Source organism: Paraburkholderia sp. ZP32-5, from assembly GCF_021390495.1.
Taxonomy (GTDB): Bacteria; Pseudomonadota; Gammaproteobacteria; order Burkholderiales; family Burkholderiaceae; genus Paraburkholderia.
Genome location: NZ_JAJEJP010000001.1, coordinates 2,750,708 through 2,766,789, shown reverse-complemented (window position 1 = coordinate 2,766,789; position 16,082 = coordinate 2,750,708). Strand labels below are relative to the sequence as shown.

Sequence of the window (16,082 nt, the reverse complement as noted above, 5' to 3'; positions counted from 1 at the left end):
GCCTGTCAGAGCCCGAGGATCATCTTGGAGATGATGTTCTTCTGGATTTCATTCGAACCGCCGAAGATCGACAGCTTGCGATTGTTGAAGTACTGCGCGGCCGCGCTCGCGGCCTCGTCGGGGCCGACCGGCACGCCGTCGAAACCTTCCTGCAGCGCTTCCTCGACGAACGGCTGCGCGTACGCGCCCATCGCGCGCCGTGTCAGCGACGAGATCTCCTGGCGAATCTCGGTGCCGCGAATCTTCAGCATCGAGCTTTCGGCGCCGGGCACGCCACCACCGGCGACCGACGCGATTACGCGCAGGTTGGTCGTCTTCATGTTCTCGAGATCGATTTCGACACGTGCCATGCGCGCGGCGAACGCCGGGTCTTCGGCGAGCGGGCGGCCATTGCGGCGTTGCTTCGCGGCGATGTTGCGCAAGCGGTTGAAGGCCGCGACCGAAAAGCCGACGCCCGCGATATTGGTGCGCTCGTACGTGAGCAGATATTTCGCGTAGGTCCAGCCTTTGTTCTCTTCGCCGACGAGGTTTTCCGCCGGCACGCGCACGTCGGTGAAAAACACTTCGTTGACTTCGTGCTCGCCGTCGAGCGTGATGATCGGCCGTACTTCGACACCGGGCGTGCTCATGTCGATCAGCAGAAAGCTGATGCCTTCCTGCTTGCGCACGTCGGTTGCGGTGCGCACGAGGCAGAAGATCATGTTCGCGTAGTGACCGAGCGTGGTCCACGTTTTCTGGCCGTTGACGACGTAATGCTCGCCTTGAGCATCTTTGCCGCGCACCGCGGCGGTCTTCACCGACGCGAGATCGGAGCCCGCGCCCGGTTCCGAATAGCCCTGGCACCACCAGTCGGAGCCGTCGAGAATGCGCGGCAGCCAGTGGCGTTTCTGCGCATCGCTGCCGTACTTGATCAGCACGGGCCCCAGCATATTGACGCCGAACGGCACGACGCGCGGCGCACCGACGAGCGCGCATTCGTTTTCGAAGATGAATTTCTGCACCGGGTTCCAGCCGGGGCCGCCATATTCCTTCGGCCAGTGATGCGCGAGCCAGCCTTGCGCGTTCAGGATCGCGTGCCATTCGGCCATGTCATCGCGCGTCAGGCGGCGGCCGCCGTTCACCTTGTCGGCCAGACGTTGCGGCAGCTTGTCGCGCAGAAAGGCCAGCACGGTGGCGCGAAACGCTTCCTCTTCGGGGGTGAAGTTCAGATCCATCGCGATTGTCCCGTCAGTGCTCAGATCGTTTTATTCAGGCTCGCAAAATCCTCTCCGCGCTCGACGAGTTCGACCAGCAGCGGCGACGGCGTCCAGAACAGCGGGTCTTCCTTTGCGAACTCGCGAATGTCCGCGAGAATCTTCGGCAAGCCGATCATGTCCGCGTATTTCATCGGACCGCCGCGATAACGCGGAAAACCGTAGCCATACAGCAACGTCACATCGACGTCGAGCGGGCGCAGCGCGATACGTTCGTGCACGACGTTCGCGCCTTCGTTGATCATCGCGGCCATATAGCGGCGGATGATTTCGTCATCGCTGAACGTGCGCGGCGTGATGCCCGCGCGTTCGCGTTCGGCGTCGATGATCGCTTCGACTTCCGGATCAGGCGTGCCGCTGCGCGATCCTTCGGGATACAGATAGAAGCCTCGGCCGGTTTTTTGACCGAACCAGCCGCGCTCGCACAGGCGGTCGGCGATCTGCACATAGCGTGCGTGCGGATTGCGCGTGGCCGCGCGGCGCTTGCGCGCGGCCCAGCCGATGTCGCCGCCCGCGAGGTCGACCACCTGGAACGGCCCCATCGGAAAGCCGAACGCGCGCACGGCCGCGTCGATCTGATAGGGCGATGCGCCGTCTTCCATCAGTGCGTCGGCCGACGCGCGATAAACCGCCAGCAGGCGATTGCCGATAAAGCCGTCGCACACACCCGCGCGCACCGGCGTCTTGCGCAGCTTCTTCGCGAGTTCGAACGCGGTCGCGACGCCATCCGCGCTGACCTGTTTCGGCACCACCACTTCGAGCAGCTTCATGATGTTGGCCGGCGAGAAGAAGTGCAGGCCGATCACATCGGCGGGACGCGAGATGCTGGCCGCGACTGCGTCGATGTCGAGATACGACGTGTTGGTCGCGAGCAGCGCACCTGGCTTGCACACGCGATCGAGTTCGGCGAACACGGCCTTTTTCACGTCGAGGTCTTCGAACACGGCTTCGATCACGAGATCGGCTTGCGCGAGCGCATCGTACGATGTGCTGCCGCTGAAGCGCGTCATGATCGCGGCTTTCTTTTCTGCGGTCAGCCGGCCTTTCGCGATCAGGCCGTCGTAGACCTTTTCGATGTGCGCGCGGCCGCGTGCGAGCGACGCGTCGTCGCGTTCGATCATCGTGACCGGCAGGCCCGCGTCGAGCACCGCGACCGCGATGCCCGCGCCCATCGTGCCGCCGCCGATCACGCCGATCGCATCGAGCGCACGCGGTTTCGCGTCGCGCGTTTCGGGTGCTTTCAGCACTTCGCGCTCGGCAAAGAACGCGTGAATCAGACCGGCGCGCTGCGGACTGTCGAGGCATTCGACAAACAGCTTGCGCTCGATACGCAGGCCTTCGTCGAAAGGCTGTTCGATCGCGGCCTCGACCGCTTCGATGATCTTCAGCGGCGAGAACAGGCCGCGCGATTTCTTCGCGGTTTCCTCACGCGCCGTGGCGACGGCGGCCAGACTCGCGGCGCGATCGCTCAGCGCGCCGGCATCGCGCGTGCGACGCACCGGCGCATGCGCGGCCAGCAGTTCGTGCACGTAGGCGAGCCCTTCGGCGAGGATGTCGCCGCTATCGCCGAGACGGTCGATCAGACCGAGCGCAAGCGCTTCCTTCGCGCTCGCGTGGCGGCCGCTCAGGATCAGTTCGAGCGCGGGTTGCGCGCCGATCAGACGCGGCGTGCGCTGCGTGCCGCCGGCGCCCGGCAACAGGCCGAGCTGCACTTCGGGCAGGCCGAGCTTCGCGCCGTCGACGGCAATCCGGTAATGCGCGGCGAGCGCCACTTCGAGCCCGCCGCCGAGCGCGGCGCCGTGAATCGCGGCGATAACCGGCTTCGCGCACGCCTCGATGCGGTTGCACACGTCCGGCAGCGACGGCGGCAGCGGCGGTTTGCCGAACTCGCGAATATCCGCGCCGGCGATGAAATTGCGCCCCGCGCCGACGATCAGCACCGCTTCGACGGACGTGTCGGCATCGGCGGCTTCGACCGCGGCGAGCAGGCCGCGCCGCACGTCGGTGGACAGCGCGTTGACCGGCGCGTGGTCGATCGTGACGAGCAGCACTTTGCCGCGCAATTCGCGCGTGACAACGTCGGTGGAAGGGGTGAGGGTCATCGTGGGTGTCTCCAGATTTTGGGCGAGGGCGCGCGCGGTGAATGTACGGCAAAGGGAAGCGCGCCCGATCGTCTCATTCTGGAGAGGTCAAGGTTCGTTGACAATGACATGGATGATTGACAGACTGTCAAAGTTATTTTGACAGTGGCGCGGTAATGGACGTCAATTCCCTGACCCTGCTGGTCGATATCCTCGATGCCGGCAATCTGAGCGAAGCCGCGCGCCGGCTGAAAATGAGCCGCGCGAACGTCAGCTATCACCTGAACCAGCTGGAGCGCTCGGTCGGGCTGCAACTGGTGCGGCGCACCACCCGCCGCGTCGAGCCGACCGAGATCGGCCTGCGGCTCTACGAACACGGCCGCACGATCCGCAACGCGCTGCTCGCCGCGCACGAATCGGTCGCGACACTCGGACAGAGCCTGCAGGGGCGCGTGAGACTGAGCGTGCCGAGCGGCTATGGCCAGATCGTGATGTCCGACTGGCTGATCGCGTTCAAGCGGCTTTATCCCGGCATCGTGCTCGATGTGATGTTCGAGAACCGCGTCGAGGATCTGCTGCGCGACGAGGTCGATATCGCGGTGCGCGTGATGTCCGAGCCGCCGCAAAATCTGGTCGCGCGCGATATGGGTTCGGTCCGCTATGTCGCGTGCGCATCGCGTGAATTCGCGCACACGCATGGCATGCCCGCGACGCTCGACGATCTCGCCGCCGCGCCGCTGATCACCGCGGCGGTGATCGGCCGGCAGTTGCGTCTGGCCGCTTATCTGCGCGACGAGCGGCACGAAGTGCTGCTCGAACCGACGATCATCTCCGAGAATTTTCTGTTCCTGCGCGACGCGGTGCTGGCCGGGCTCGGCGTCGGACTCGTGCCCGACTACGTGGTGCAGGACGATGTGCGGCGCGGCGATGTGCTGACCGCGCTCGACGAATGGCGGCTCAGCATCTTCGGCACGCACATGTACCTGCTGTATATGCCGAACCGGCATCACACACGGGCGGCCGCGACCTTTATCGAGTTCATCCTGGAACAGGCGAACGAAGCGGGCAGGGGCGCGCACAGGTGATGAGATGAAGCGAAGAAGTGACCCGAAGCGAAGCGACGCACGCGAATCCCGCCGCCGTTTCCCTAGACCCCCAGCCTGCGCGTGATCGCGCTTCTGACCATCGGCACGCCGACGCGCAGCAGCTTGCGCATGCCCTCGTCGCTGCCCACTTTGTCGACCACGTTGTCGATCATCGTCTGCATCACGTTCGCCGGATAGAACTCGCGGAACAGGCCGTTCGCGCCGGTTTGCGCGAACACCTGATGCAGGAACGAACCCTCGGGCGGACCGATCCGCTTGAAGAGGCCCATCTTGACCACGCGGTTGTTCCACAGATGCAGCGTGTACGCGTTCAGGCACAGCGCCGCGCATTCGTCGAAATAGCGCGGCAGGAACACCTTGTAGTAATCGTCGAAATGCACCGGGTAGAACAGGCTCTCGGCGAGGCCCGCCTTCACGCCATACACGGCGGTCAACAGACGCGGCCCGGTCGCGCCCCAGCTGAGCGCGGTCCCTTTCATTACCTCGACCCGCTTGATCAGCTCATGGAGTTGCGGCTTGTCGGGGTCGAGCCGCAACAGCGCGGTGCAGATGCTGGTCGAGCTTTCCTTGCCGATCAGGTCGCCTTTCGCGCTCAGATCGAGATCGCGCAACAGCAGCATGTCGGTATCGACCCAGATCTCATCGGTCTTCGTAAACATCACGAAGCGGAAATAGTCGGTGAAGTGCGCCATCGACGGCACACCGTTAATCGGAAAATCGTTCAGCGAATCGCGCGGCAGGATCGCGCTCGCGTCTTTCGCGGTGACACCGGCCGGCAGATTGGCGATCGGCTCGTAGCTATAGAGCGCGACCTCGCTGCCGTAGACGGTGAACGAGTTCAGACATGCAATTTCATACGGAGAGAGTTCCGGGCCGTGCCAGAACGATGCAAATCGTGCCTTGCTCATAAGCCATCCGGGGAAGGATCATTCAGGCGCCGCGCGGGGCGGCTTGATCGATGGCCGCACAACGCGACCGTCATCGATGCTAGACGCGCGGCGGCCTGGTCTGATGTAAAGGGCTTGAATCGCACAGGAGTTGTCGCAAAACGCGGAGGCGCATGCGGACGGATTTGTCGTATGTGTCGAATTCAGCGGCGCCGCAGCGGCACTGCGCGGCGGTACGATAAGGGCGATACCAACGAGATACCGACGAGATACGGAGACGACGATGAACCTGGACGGCCAGACTTACGATTCGCTCACGGCAAACTTCGCATGGCGCATTCCCGCGCGCTACAACATCGGCGTCGACGTCTGCGACAAATGGGCCGACGGCAGCGGCCGCCTCGCGTTGATCTATGAAGACGCCGACGGTCGCGTAACCCGCTACACGTTCGACGAACTCAAAACGCTGTCCGATCGTTTCGCGAACGCGTTGCTGGCCTCGGGCGCGCAAGCGGGCGACCGGGTCGGCATCTTCCTCACGCAATCGATCGAAACGGCCATCGCGCATGTCGCCGTGTACAAGGCCGGCATGATCGCGGTGCCGCTGTTTGCGTTGTTCGGTGTCGACGCGATCGAGCACCGGCTCGGCGACAGCGGCGCGGTCGCGTTGATCACCGATGAAGCGGGCGTACGCAAGGTCGATGAGATTCGCGCGGCGTTGCCGGCATTGCGCGACGTGTTCAGCGTCGATATCGATCGCGATAGCAATAGAGACGAGCGCTCATCGCCCGCGCCCGCGCGTTCGTTCTGGCAGGCGCTGAACAGCGCGTCCGCGGACTTCATACCGGCGGACACCAGCGCCGACGATCCCGCGATCATCATCTACACGTCGGGCACGACCGGCAAACCGAAAGGCGCGTTGCTCGGGCATCGCGTGTTGCCCGGTCATCTGCCCGGTGTCGAGATGTCGCAGCAAGGCTTTCCCACGCACGCGACGCTGATGTGGACCCCCGCCGACTGGGCGTGGATCGGTGGGCTGTTCGACGTGCTGCTGCCGTCGTGGCATCACGGTGTGGCGGTGCTCGCGCGCCGCTTTGCGAAATTCGACGGCCCCGCGGCGTTCGATCTGATGGCGCGTCACGCGGTGTCGCATGCGTTCCTGCCGCCGACCGCGCTAAAGATGATGCGCGGCGTCGAGCGTCCCGCGCACGTGCGTCTCGCGCTGCGTTCGGTCGCGAGCGGCGGCGAATCGCTCGGCGAGGAACTGATCGGCTGGGGCCGCGCGGCGCTTGGCGTGACGATCAACGAGTTCTACGGGCAGACCGAATGCAACGTCGTCGTGTCGTCGTGCGCGGCGCTGTTCGAGCCGCGCTTCGGCGCAATCGGCCGCGCGGCGCCGGGGCATCACGTCGCGATCGTCGATGCGCAGGGTAACGAACTGCCGCCGGGTGCGATCGGCGATATCGCGGTGGCCGCGCCGGACCCGGTGATGTTTCTCGGCTACTGGCACAACGAAGCCGCGACGCGCGACAAATTCCGCGGCCGCTTTCTGCTGACCGGCGATCTCGGTACTCGCGATGCGGACGGTTTTATCCGCTTCGTCGGCCGCGGCGACGACGTGATCACCAGCGCTGGCTATCGGATCGGGCCGGCGTCGATCGAGGATTCGTTGTTGCGTCATCCGGCGGTCGCGATGGCCGCGGTGATCGGCGCGCCGGATCGCGAGCGCACCGAAATCGTGATGGCGTTCGTCGTGCTGAAGGAGGGCTTCGTTGGCGATGAAGCGCTCGTGCGCGAGATCCAGCAGCATGTGAAGACGCGGCTTGCCGCGCACGAATATCCGCGCGAAATCCGCTTCGTCGACAGCTTGCCGCTGACGGCCACCGGCAAGGTGATTCGTAAAGCACTGCGCGAGTCGCTGACGCACGACCCGCTGACGCACGACCCGGCGCCCGCCGCAAAAAACTGAATACCGGCGCGAGCCGCGTGCTGCATTGCAACCCGGCTCGGCAACGCGTCCATTGCCGCTCGCGGCGCCGCCGCGCGCGTGCACGCGATGCCGTCGACGCGCTTGCAACATAGGGCAAGTCCCTGGCACGATGATTTAACCGTGCATTACCACGCGCGCGCGAGGCCTCCTACACTGAAGTCAATCAGAACGAAGGAGACGCCGATGGCCAAGCTCATCCACACGATGATCCGCGTGCGCGATCTGGACCGCGCTCTGCAGTTCTATCAGACGGCTTTCAATTTCGACGTGGCGCACCGGCTCGATTTTCCGGAGTTCACGCTCGTCTATTTGCGCAATGACGAAGCCGACGCGGAAATCGAACTGACGTGGAACAAGGGCCGCGCCGAGCCCTATTCGCACGGTGACGGTTACGGTCACGTCGCGGTCTGCGTCGACGATGCGAAAGGCGAACGCCAGCGCCTGATCGATCTCGGCATGACGCCCAACGATCTGCGCGAATTCCGCCGCGACGACGGCGAGATGCTCGCGCGCTACTTCTTTATTCAGGACCCTGACGGTTACAAGATCGAAGTGCTGGAACGCCACGGCCACTATCAATAGCACAAGCATCCGGGCGGCCGCCGCGCGCAGTTGCAGTACCCCACAAGGAGACAAACATGAAGACAACGGTCATCCCGATCGTCGCATCGGATCACGCGCACGCCGCCCATCGCCATCGACATGAACACGAGCACGAGCACGAACATGAGCACGAACATGAGCCGCGCGCTCACGTCGACGCGACGGCGTTGCGCATCCCGCTCACGCGGCGCGAATTGCTGAAAGGCACCGGTGTGCTGATGGGCACGCTGGCGTTCTCGTCGGTCCTGTCGACGCTGGCGCCGAGCCGCGCGTGGGCGCTCGAACTGCAGGGGCTCGACACGCACCAGGGCCAGGTGATTCTCGCGTTCACGCGTCAGCTTTATCCGCACGCGACGCTCGACGACGCGGTTTATGCGCTGGTGGTCAAGGACCTCGACGCGAAGGCCAAGGCCGATCCGGCGGTGCGTCAGCAACTCGCGGACGGCGTGCGGCAGCTCGACGCGAAAGCGGGCTCGAACTGGCTCACGCGCGCGACCGCCGCTCAGGCGGAGGACGTCGCCGCGCTCGCCGGCTCGCCGTTCTTCGACACGGTGCGCAGCACCGCGGTGGTCTCGCTGTACAGCAACACGATGGCGTATGCGCATTTCGGCTACGGCGCGTCGGCGGGCGACGGAGGTTATCTGACTCACGGGTTCAACAGCCTCTCGTGGCTGCCGGATCCGCCGCCGGCCGACAGTGGCCCGATTCCGACCGACAGCTAGAGCGCAAACAGCGGAGACAGACCATGACTCAGGACAACAACAAGGTGCGTTTTTCGCACAACGACGACAAGGTCGTCGTGATCATCGGTTCGGGGGCGGGCGGCGGCACGCTGGCCAACGAACTGGCGCAGAAGGGTATCGATGTGGTCGTGCTCGAAGCGGGCCAACTGCATACGCAGGCCGACTTCACGACCGACGAATGGGGTTCGTTCAAGTTGCTGTCGTGGCTCGACAAGCGCACCACGTCGGGCAGCTGGCGCGTCGCGAAGGACTTTCCGAATCTGCCCGCGTGGATCTGCAAGACGGTCGGCGGCACGACCACCCACTGGGCCGGCGCGAGCCTGCGCATCCAGCCGCACGAATTCAAGGCAAAGACCACCTACAGCGACGTCAAGGACGCCAATCTGCTCGACTGGCCGCTCACGCGCGAGGAACTCGATCCGTTCTACGACCGCGCGGAACGGAAGATGGGCGTGACGCGCACCAACGGTCTGCCGGGCTTGCCGGGTAACAACAACTTCAAGGTGATGTCGGCCGGCGCGATGAAGGTCGGCTACAAGGAGTGCAATACCGGGCACATGGCGATCAATAGCGTGGTGCGCGACGATCGCGCTCATTGTTTCCAGCGCGGCTTCTGTTTTCAGGGCTGCCGCACCGGCGCGAAGTGGTCGACGCTCTATACCGAGTTGCCGCGCGCGCAGGCCACCGGGCACATGGAATTGCGCACTCAGGCGCATGTCGTCAGAATCGGCACCGATGCTCGCGGCAGGGCCAACGAGGTGCTTTACTATGACGGCAACGGTAAATTGCAGCGGCAAAAGGCGCGCGTCGTCGCGGTGGCCGGCAATGCAATCGAAACGCCGCGCCTGCTTCTGAACTCGCATTCGGGCCGCTTCGCGCAGGGTCTCGCGAACGGCTCGGGACAGGTGGGCCGCAACTACATGCGCCATACCACGGGCTCGGTCTACGCGGTGTTCAACGACAAGGTGGATATGTTCAAGGGCACCACGATGGCCGGCATCATCGAGGACGAGGCGGTGTTCGATCCGAAGCGCGGTTTCGCGGGCGGCTATCACATGGAGACCATTTCGCTGGGTCTGCCGTTCTACGCGGCGTTTCTGGACCCGGGCGCATGGGGGCCGAAGTTCGCGCAGGCGATGGATCAGTATGCGTACACGGCGGGTATGTGGATCGTCGGCGAGGACATGCCGCGTGCGAGCAATCGCATCACGCTGAACACCGATGTGAAAGACCAGTACGGCCAGCCGGTCGCCAACGTGCATTTCGACGATCACCCGAACGACGAAGCGATGCGCGAGCACGCGTTCAAGCAGGGCACGGCGGTGTACGAGGCCGCGGGCGCCAAGACCGTGTATCGCGTGCCGCCGTATCCGTCCACGCATAACCTCGGCACCGCGCGCATGAGCGCGCGAGCCGAAGATGGCGTATGCAACAGTTTCGGCCAGACGCATGAAGTAGCGAACCTGTTCATCTCCGACGGCAGCCAGTTCACCACCGGCGCGGCGGAAAACCCCACGCTGACGATCGTGACGCTGGCGATTCGCCAGGCCGATTACATCGCGGCGCAGATGAACAAACGTACGGTATAGGGCACAGGGCGCGCGCGGCATCCGCGCGTCGAAACCGGGAGATCACGTATGTGTGGGATTTATAGCAACGCCGATCCGATCCTCTATGAGTCGCGCACCCGTTCGCTGCGGATTCACGGTGTGATCACAACGGTGCGTCTCGAGAATCTGTTCTGGGACGTACTGTGCGAAATCGCCGCGTGCGAAAGCATGACGACCAGTCAGTTTGCGGTGAAGCTGTACGACGAACTGATTGCGTTGCGCGGCGAACCACCGAGCAATTTCGCGTCGTTTCTGCGCGTGTGCTGTTTGCGCTATCTGTCGATGCGCGCGGACAAGGGTGCAGACAGGGAGGCGGACAGGGGTACGCAGAGCGGCGCGGGCGTCGCCGATGCGATGCCGGCGCTGGTGCTCGCGACGGGCGAAGCAACAAGGCCGCGGGTTCTGAAAACGGTCTGAGGCTGTAAAAACGGCCGCTGCGTTTTCCGTGCAGCGGCCGTTGCTTTACAGCAGCGTTTCGTCGATCGCGAAGGCTTAGCTGCCCAGCGCCGGATCGCTCATGCTGCTCTTGCCGGTTTCGACGTGACCCGCGAAGCGCCGCGCGAACGATGCATCCGTATCGACGGTGATCGCGAGGTCGTACCAGCCGTGCGCGTTACGCAGATCGAGGTACAGCGTATCGTTGTCGCCGCCGCGCACCGCATGGTGGATCACGTTCTTCGGGTCGTACGCATTGACGATCGTGAACTGCGAACGCTTGTTGCCCACGTTCTCGAGGCGCAGCTGCAGGTTACCGTTCGCGACGTCGTAACCTTCGACGACCTCCGCCTGCATGGCGTCCTGGCCATGCGACGATTTGCGCGCGGTCACCGTGCCCGCGAAGCGGCGCAGAAAGCCGTTCGGACCATGCACGGTGAAGTCGTAGCCGCCGTTTGCATCGACCGGCAACTGGTCCTGCAAGCGCTTGCCGGCTTCGACCGTATAGCTGCGCGGCGCGTCGGCGCCATCCGTCGTGTAGACGAGGAACACCGCACCTGCGTTGCCGGTGTTGACGAAGCGCATCGTCAGCTTGCCGTTCGAGCCTTCGTCGATGCGCACGAACAGTTCATACGGCACCGCGCGCGCCGGGCGTACGCCCGGTTCCTGCTGCGGTACCGCCTGCATCGCGGGCGGCTGCGGCTGGTAGTCCGGATGACGGTTCTGATCGGGCGGCACATAGCCGCTCGTGCTCGGCAGCGGCGGGATCGCTTCGTTCGGGTTGGCGAAGTTGAACGCCGAGGTCAGATCGCCGCACACCGCGCGGCGCCACGGCGTGATGTTCGATTCGCCGAGGTTGTGATGCTGGCCGAAGCGCGCTTCGATAAAGCGGATCACCGACGTATGGTCGAACACTTCTGAGCACACGTAGCCGCCTTTCGACCACGGCGACACTACCAGCATCGGCACGCGTGGTCCGAGCCCGTAGGGGCCCGCCTGGTTTTGCGCATTGCCCGCATAGATTTCGTGCGTGATGTCGACCGTCGAAAGCCCATTCGCGCTCGACGCGGCCGCGAACGGCGGGGCCATGTGATCGAAGAAGCCGTCGTTCTCGTCATAGTTGATGAGCAGCACGGTCTTGCTCCACACCTCGGGGTTCGACGTCAGGATCTGCAGCACCTGGTCGATGTACCACGCGCCGTAGTTCGTCGGCCAGTTCGGATGCTCGGAATACGCTTCCGGCGCGACGATCCACGATACCTGCGGCAGCGTGTTGTTCTGCACGTCGTGCTTCAGGATGTCGAAATAGCCGTCGCCGTTCGCCGCATTGGTGCCGACGCGCGCGTTGTCATACAGCGGATTGCCCGGCTGCGCATTGCGGTACTGGTTGAAGTACAACAGCGAGTTGTCGCCGTAGTTGCCGATATACGGGTTTTGCGTCCAGCCCCACGAGCCGTTCGCATCGAGCCCGGTGCCCATGTCCTGATAGATCTTCCACGAGATGCCGGCGTTTTGCAGCACTTCCGGATAGGTCGACCAGCCGTAGCCGAGTTCCGAATTGTCGATCACCGGGCCGCCGCCGCTGCCGTCGTTGCCGACCCAGCCGCTCCACATGTAGTAGCGGTTCGGATCGGTCGGGCCCAGCAGCGAGCAGTGGTACGCGTCGCAGATCGTGAACGCGTCGGCCAGCTGATAGTGGAACGGGATGTCGTCGCGCGTCATGTACGCCATCGTCGTCGTGCCTTTCGCCGGCACCCATTGATCGTAGCGGCCGTTGTTCCAGGCCGCGTGCGTGGTGCCCCAGTCGTGCGCGAGATCCTGCAGGAATTGCAGGCCGAGGTTCGGCGCGGTCGGACGGAACGGCAGCACGTAGCTCGCGCCAGCGGTGTCGGTCGTCAGCGGCTGATACCAGACCGGCTTGCCGTTCGCGAGATTGATCGCGCGCGTGTCGCCGAAACCGCGCACGCCTTTCAGCGTGCCGAAGTAATGGTCGAACGAGCGGTTTTCCTGCATCAGCACGACGATATGCTCGACGTCGCGGATCGTGCCGGTCCGGTTATGGGCCGGAATTGCGAGCGCGTTGCGAATGCCGGGCGGCAGCATGCTCAACGCGGTGAAGGAACCGGCGGCTTGCGCGGCCGAGCGTAGAAAATCACGGCGATTTTTCGAGGTCATGGTTCGGGCTCAGATCTTCGAGGGTGGAAGAAATTACGGCGGCGATGGACTACGGAGATGAACGGCAAAGCAGTGCCGCGGCGATGCGCGTGCGAACGCGCCCGGCATCGCGCGGCGCGAAACTCAATCGACGCTATGGATCACGGGGCGGGCGAGCGGCGCCGCGGCGGACAGCGCGGTGCTGGGGTCGCTGGAGGCGCCGGACGCGGAGGGTGCGGGAGTCTGGATCGTCAGCGTCGTGGTGGCGGAATTCGCCGCGGCATTCACCGGTGCGTTGAACGACGAACTGCCGTTGCTAGCGGCGGAAGGCTGGGCGGAAAACCCGGTGAGACTGGACGTTTGCGTGCCGGCTTGCTGAGCGTCGTCGCTGCATGCGGCCGTCAGCGTGCACAGCGCGATGATCGCCAGCGCGGCCGCCAAACTGTCAGCCAAACGTTTGCGTTGCGACGCACTGCACAGATGAATCGGCTTCGACGCGAAAGGCATGGCACTGTCTCCGGCACGGGGAAGGGATGCCTGGGCATCGATGTGCCGAGGTCAGCGATGCAGCAGCATAGTCGCCGATCCGTGTAATTTTTATGAAGTATGTGTAAGGGGCTCGCGGTCGCTTTATCGTTGCGTTGTCGCCGCTTTGTCACCGTTCTTATGCTTGTGAGCGGACGAAGGCCGCGATCGCGTCGTTCAGTTTGTCGGGTGCGTCGCGATGCGGCGAGTGTCCGCATGCGTCGAGCTTTACGCGTTGCGCGTGTGGCACGTGCGCGGAGATCGTGTCGATCTGCGCCATCGTGCCGTAGTTGTCGTCGTGACCTTGTATCGCAAGCAGGGGCTGGCGGATCGGCGCGAGCGCATCGACGATCGACCACTGCCTGAAGGCCGGATTCAGCCAGATATCGTTCCAGCCGTAGAACGCGGAATCGACGTCCGCGTGATAGCGCGCGAGCTTGCTACGCAGGTCGGTGGTTTCGTACAACTGCTTCGTTTGCGCGATGCTCTGCACCGAGATGTCTTCGACGAATACATGCGGCGCGATCGCGACCGCGCCCGCGAGCGCATCCGGATAGAGCGCCGCGTAAAGCAGCGCGATCGAGCCGCCGTCGCTATGGCCGATTACCCACATGCGTTTGCGTTGTTGCATATCGATGCCGAGCGCGTCGAGCAGCGCGGGCAGAATGTCGCGCGCCTGCGCGGTCATGAAATCGACCGGCCATTTCACCTGCGGTTCGCGCGGCGTCGACAGTCCATAGCCAGGCCGCGAATAGACGAGCCCGCGCATGCCGAGCCGTTCGCACAACGCTTGCGGCCAGTCGCGCCACATCGCGACGGAGCCGAGCCCTTCGTGCAGGAATAGCGCGAACGGGGCGTCGTCCGTGGTTGCGCCTTCGCCTTCACCTTTATTGACCCAGCGATACTCGAGCCGCAACGGCCCGTGCGACGCGCTCGCCGGCAGTTCGGCAAAGCGGCTCGCAGCAGTGGGTTGAAGAGCAGAGGCGGTGACCGGGTTCGACATCGGAGGACCTTATGACAGTTCGCGCAGCTTGAAGCGTTGAATCTTACCGGTTGCGGTCTTCGGCAGATCGTCGGTGAACACGATATCGCGCGGATACTTGTGTGGCGCGAGCCGTCCCTTCACGAATGTTTTCAGTTCGTCGGCAAGCGTATCGGACGGTACGAATTCGCGCTTCAGCACGACGAATGCGCGGGTCTTCACGAGGCCGCCGTGATCGACGCCGACCACCGCCGCTTCCAGCACCGCCGGATGCTCGACCAGCACCATTTCCACTTCGACCGGCGACACGTACTGGCCGCTTACTTTCAGCATGTCGTCGCTGCGGCCCGCGTACACGTAGCAGCCATTCACGAGACGCCGGTATTTGTCGCCGCTGCGAATCCATTCGCCGAGAAAAGTCGCGCGCGATTTCTCGCGATTGCACCAGTACATCAGCGCCGCGCTCGGCCCCTTGATATACAGATCGCCGACTTCGCCATCGGGCACCGAGCGGCCGGCTTCGTCGCGCAGTTCCACTTCATAGCCCGGCACCGGCCGGCCCGTAGTCCCATATTCGACCTCGCCCGCGCGATTCGATAGAAAGATATGCAGCATTTCCGTCGAGCCGATGCCATCGAGAATTTCGGCGCCGAAGTGCGCGGTAAAGCGCTCGCCGATTTCGCGCGGCAATGCTTCGCCCGCCGATGCGCATACCCGTATCGCGACGTCGGCGCGCGCGGGCAGATTCGGCGACACCAGCATGCTTGCGTACAACGTCGGCACGCCATAGAACACGGTCGGCCGATGCTGGACGAGCCGCGCGAAGATCGCATCGGCGGTCGGGCGCTCGGCCATCAGGATCGCGGTCGCGCCGACCGACAGCGGAAAGGTCAGTGCATTGCCGAGCCCGTACGCGAAGAACAGCTTGGCCGCCGAAAACACCACGTCGGTCTCGACGATGCCGAGTATCGGCTTCGCGTACAACTCGGCGGTCCAGTACAGATTCGCGTGCGTATGGACCGTGCCTTTCGGCTTGCCGGTCGAGCCCGATGAATACAGCCAGAACGCGATATCGTCGCCGCTGCTCGACGAGCCTTTCGCGGCGGGCGTCGCTGCATCGACCAGCGATTCGAAGCGCGGCGCGGTTAGTGCGGTGCCGGTGTTTGCGTTTGCATCTGCGTTTGCGTGTGCATCCGCGCGCGGTTGCGAGACGATCAACTGACAGTCGTCATCGATGCCCTTCAGCGCTTCGGTCACTTGCGCCAGCAACGGTTCCGACACGATCACCGCGCGCGCATGGCTATGCGTGAGCATGTACGTGTAGTCGGCGGCGGTCAGCAACGTGTTTGCGACGACCGGCACGACGCCCGCATACAGCGCGCCGAGAAACGCGATCGGCAGCGAAATCGTGTCGAGCATCACCAGCAGCACGCGTTCCTCGGCATGCACGCCAAGCGCGCGCAATGCGCTCGCGCAACGCCGCGCGCGTTCTTCGAGTTCACCGTAGCTCGTCGTGCCGTGATCGTCGATATAGGCGGGCTTGTTCGCGCGCGCCGCGTTCAACGCGAACAGATGCGTCGCGAAGTTGAATAGCGGGGGCGGCGGCGCGACCGGCTCGCGCGCGGTCTGTTCCAGCAGGGCTTCCATATGTCTCCTCCATCCGTGGGCGCGGTCCGGCTGTTGTGTGCTCGTGATCCGCTCGATGCTTGCTGT

At 64.1% G+C, this 16,082-nt stretch carries 13 protein-coding genes; 6 read left to right on the top strand and 7 right to left on the bottom strand.

Features of this window, described 5'->3' with window-relative positions:
• Positions 1 to 5 precede the first annotated feature (5 nt).
• Entirely contained in the window at positions 6 to 1,214 is a 1,209-nt protein-coding gene (locus tag L0U82_RS11720; protein ID WP_233831099.1) for an acyl-CoA dehydrogenase family protein, read from the bottom strand.
• Positions 1,215 to 1,234: 20 nt separating this feature from the next.
• A complete protein-coding gene (locus tag L0U82_RS11715; protein WP_233831098.1) occupies positions 1,235 to 3,355 on the bottom strand; it encodes a 3-hydroxyacyl-CoA dehydrogenase NAD-binding domain-containing protein in 2,121 nt (706 codons plus the stop codon).
• Between the two features lie 155 nt (positions 3,356 to 3,510).
• Between L0U82_RS11715 and L0U82_RS11710 the strand changes: the two genes are divergently transcribed.
• Positions 3,511 to 4,419 carry a LysR family transcriptional regulator gene (locus L0U82_RS11710; RefSeq protein ID WP_233831096.1) on the top strand — a complete coding sequence of 303 codons (909 nt, stop codon included), beginning with the start codon at positions 3,511 to 3,513 and terminating at the stop codon, positions 4,417 to 4,419.
• Positions 4,420 to 4,481: 62 nt separating this feature from the next.
• Here the strand turns inward: L0U82_RS11710 and L0U82_RS11705 are convergent, their stop codons facing one another.
• Positions 4,482 to 5,348 (bottom strand): hypothetical protein, encoded by an 867-nt coding sequence (locus L0U82_RS11705; protein WP_233831094.1) that lies wholly within the window; start codon positions 5,346 to 5,348, stop codon positions 4,482 to 4,484.
• 262 nt (positions 5,349 to 5,610) lie between these two features.
• Between L0U82_RS11705 and L0U82_RS11700 the strand changes: the two genes are divergently transcribed.
• The 5 genes from L0U82_RS11700 to L0U82_RS11680 all read left to right on the top strand — a co-directional run bounded on the left by L0U82_RS11700 (position 5,611) and on the right by L0U82_RS11680 (position 10,690).
• Complete coding sequence (locus tag L0U82_RS11700; RefSeq protein WP_233831092.1) at positions 5,611 to 7,296, top strand: acyl-CoA synthetase; 1,686 nt, start codon at positions 5,611 to 5,613, stop codon at positions 7,294 to 7,296.
• A 204-nt stretch (positions 7,297 to 7,500) separates the two neighbouring features.
• Positions 7,501 to 7,899 carry a VOC family protein gene (locus L0U82_RS11695; RefSeq protein WP_233831091.1) on the top strand — a complete coding sequence of 133 codons (399 nt, stop codon included), beginning with the start codon at positions 7,501 to 7,503 and terminating at the stop codon, positions 7,897 to 7,899.
• Positions 7,900 to 7,955: 56 nt separating this feature from the next.
• Positions 7,956 to 8,642 carry a twin-arginine translocation signal domain-containing protein gene (locus L0U82_RS11690; protein WP_233831089.1) on the top strand — a complete coding sequence of 229 codons (687 nt, stop codon included), beginning with the start codon at positions 7,956 to 7,958 and terminating at the stop codon, positions 8,640 to 8,642.
• A 23-nt stretch (positions 8,643 to 8,665) separates the two neighbouring features.
• Positions 8,666 to 10,252, top strand: coding sequence for a GMC family oxidoreductase (locus tag L0U82_RS11685; protein ID WP_233831086.1), 1,587 nt, complete (start codon positions 8,666 to 8,668; stop codon positions 10,250 to 10,252).
• Positions 10,253 to 10,300: 48 nt separating this feature from the next.
• Positions 10,301 to 10,690: a ribbon-helix-helix domain-containing protein gene (locus L0U82_RS11680; protein WP_233831083.1), complete on the top strand. Its 390-nt coding sequence runs from the start codon at positions 10,301 to 10,303 to the stop codon at positions 10,688 to 10,690.
• A gap of 75 nt (positions 10,691 to 10,765) precedes the next feature.
• On the opposite strand, the gene L0U82_RS11675 is transcribed toward L0U82_RS11680, so the two are convergent.
• The 4 genes from L0U82_RS11675 to L0U82_RS11660 all read right to left on the bottom strand — a co-directional run bounded on the left by L0U82_RS11675 (position 10,766) and on the right by L0U82_RS11660 (position 16,016).
• On the bottom strand, positions 10,766 to 12,883 hold the full coding sequence (locus L0U82_RS11675) for a phosphocholine-specific phospholipase C (protein ID WP_233831080.1): 2,118 nt from the start codon (positions 12,881 to 12,883) through the stop codon (positions 10,766 to 10,768).
• A gap of 123 nt (positions 12,884 to 13,006) precedes the next feature.
• Positions 13,007 to 13,369 (bottom strand): hypothetical protein, encoded by a 363-nt coding sequence (locus L0U82_RS11670; protein WP_233831078.1) that lies wholly within the window; start codon positions 13,367 to 13,369, stop codon positions 13,007 to 13,009.
• Between the two features lie 157 nt (positions 13,370 to 13,526).
• Positions 13,527 to 14,390: an alpha/beta fold hydrolase gene (locus L0U82_RS11665; RefSeq protein ID WP_233831076.1), complete on the bottom strand. Its 864-nt coding sequence runs from the start codon at positions 14,388 to 14,390 to the stop codon at positions 13,527 to 13,529.
• 9 nt (positions 14,391 to 14,399) lie between these two features.
• Positions 14,400 to 16,016: a benzoate-CoA ligase family protein gene (locus tag L0U82_RS11660; protein ID WP_233831074.1), complete on the bottom strand. Its 1,617-nt coding sequence runs from the start codon at positions 16,014 to 16,016 to the stop codon at positions 14,400 to 14,402.
• Positions 16,017 to 16,082: the final 66 nt, after the last annotated feature.

What these genes read in the sequence shown, in the direction of transcription:
- L0U82_RS11665 (WP_233831076.1), bottom strand. Translation starts at nt 14,390, where the DNA reads ATGTCGAACCCGGTCACCGCCTCTGCTCTTCAACCCACTGCTGCGAGC.
- L0U82_RS11690 (WP_233831089.1), top strand. Translation starts at nt 7,956, where the DNA reads ATGAAGACAACGGTCATCCCGATCGTCGCATCGGATCACGCGCACGCC.
- L0U82_RS11695 (WP_233831091.1), top strand. Translation starts at nt 7,501, where the DNA reads ATGGCCAAGCTCATCCACACGATGATCCGCGTGCGCGATCTGGACCGC.
- L0U82_RS11715 (WP_233831098.1), bottom strand. Translation starts at nt 3,355, where the DNA reads ATGACCCTCACCCCTTCCACCGACGTTGTCACGCGCGAATTGCGCGGC.
- L0U82_RS11700 (WP_233831092.1), top strand. Translation starts at nt 5,611, where the DNA reads ATGAACCTGGACGGCCAGACTTACGATTCGCTCACGGCAAACTTCGCA.
- L0U82_RS11670 (WP_233831078.1), bottom strand. Translation starts at nt 13,369, where the DNA reads ATGCCTTTCGCGTCGAAGCCGATTCATCTGTGCAGTGCGTCGCAACGC.
- L0U82_RS11710 (WP_233831096.1), top strand. Translation starts at nt 3,511, where the DNA reads ATGGACGTCAATTCCCTGACCCTGCTGGTCGATATCCTCGATGCCGGC.
- L0U82_RS11680 (WP_233831083.1), top strand. Translation starts at nt 10,301, where the DNA reads ATGTGTGGGATTTATAGCAACGCCGATCCGATCCTCTATGAGTCGCGC.
- L0U82_RS11660 (WP_233831074.1), bottom strand. Translation starts at nt 16,016, where the DNA reads ATGGAAGCCCTGCTGGAACAGACCGCGCGCGAGCCGGTCGCGCCGCCG.
- L0U82_RS11705 (WP_233831094.1), bottom strand. Translation starts at nt 5,348, where the DNA reads ATGAGCAAGGCACGATTTGCATCGTTCTGGCACGGCCCGGAACTCTCT.
- L0U82_RS11685 (WP_233831086.1), top strand. Translation starts at nt 8,666, where the DNA reads ATGACTCAGGACAACAACAAGGTGCGTTTTTCGCACAACGACGACAAG.
- L0U82_RS11675 (WP_233831080.1), bottom strand. Translation starts at nt 12,883, where the DNA reads ATGACCTCGAAAAATCGCCGTGATTTTCTACGCTCGGCCGCGCAAGCC.
- L0U82_RS11720 (WP_233831099.1), bottom strand. Translation starts at nt 1,214, where the DNA reads ATGGATCTGAACTTCACCCCCGAAGAGGAAGCGTTTCGCGCCACCGTG.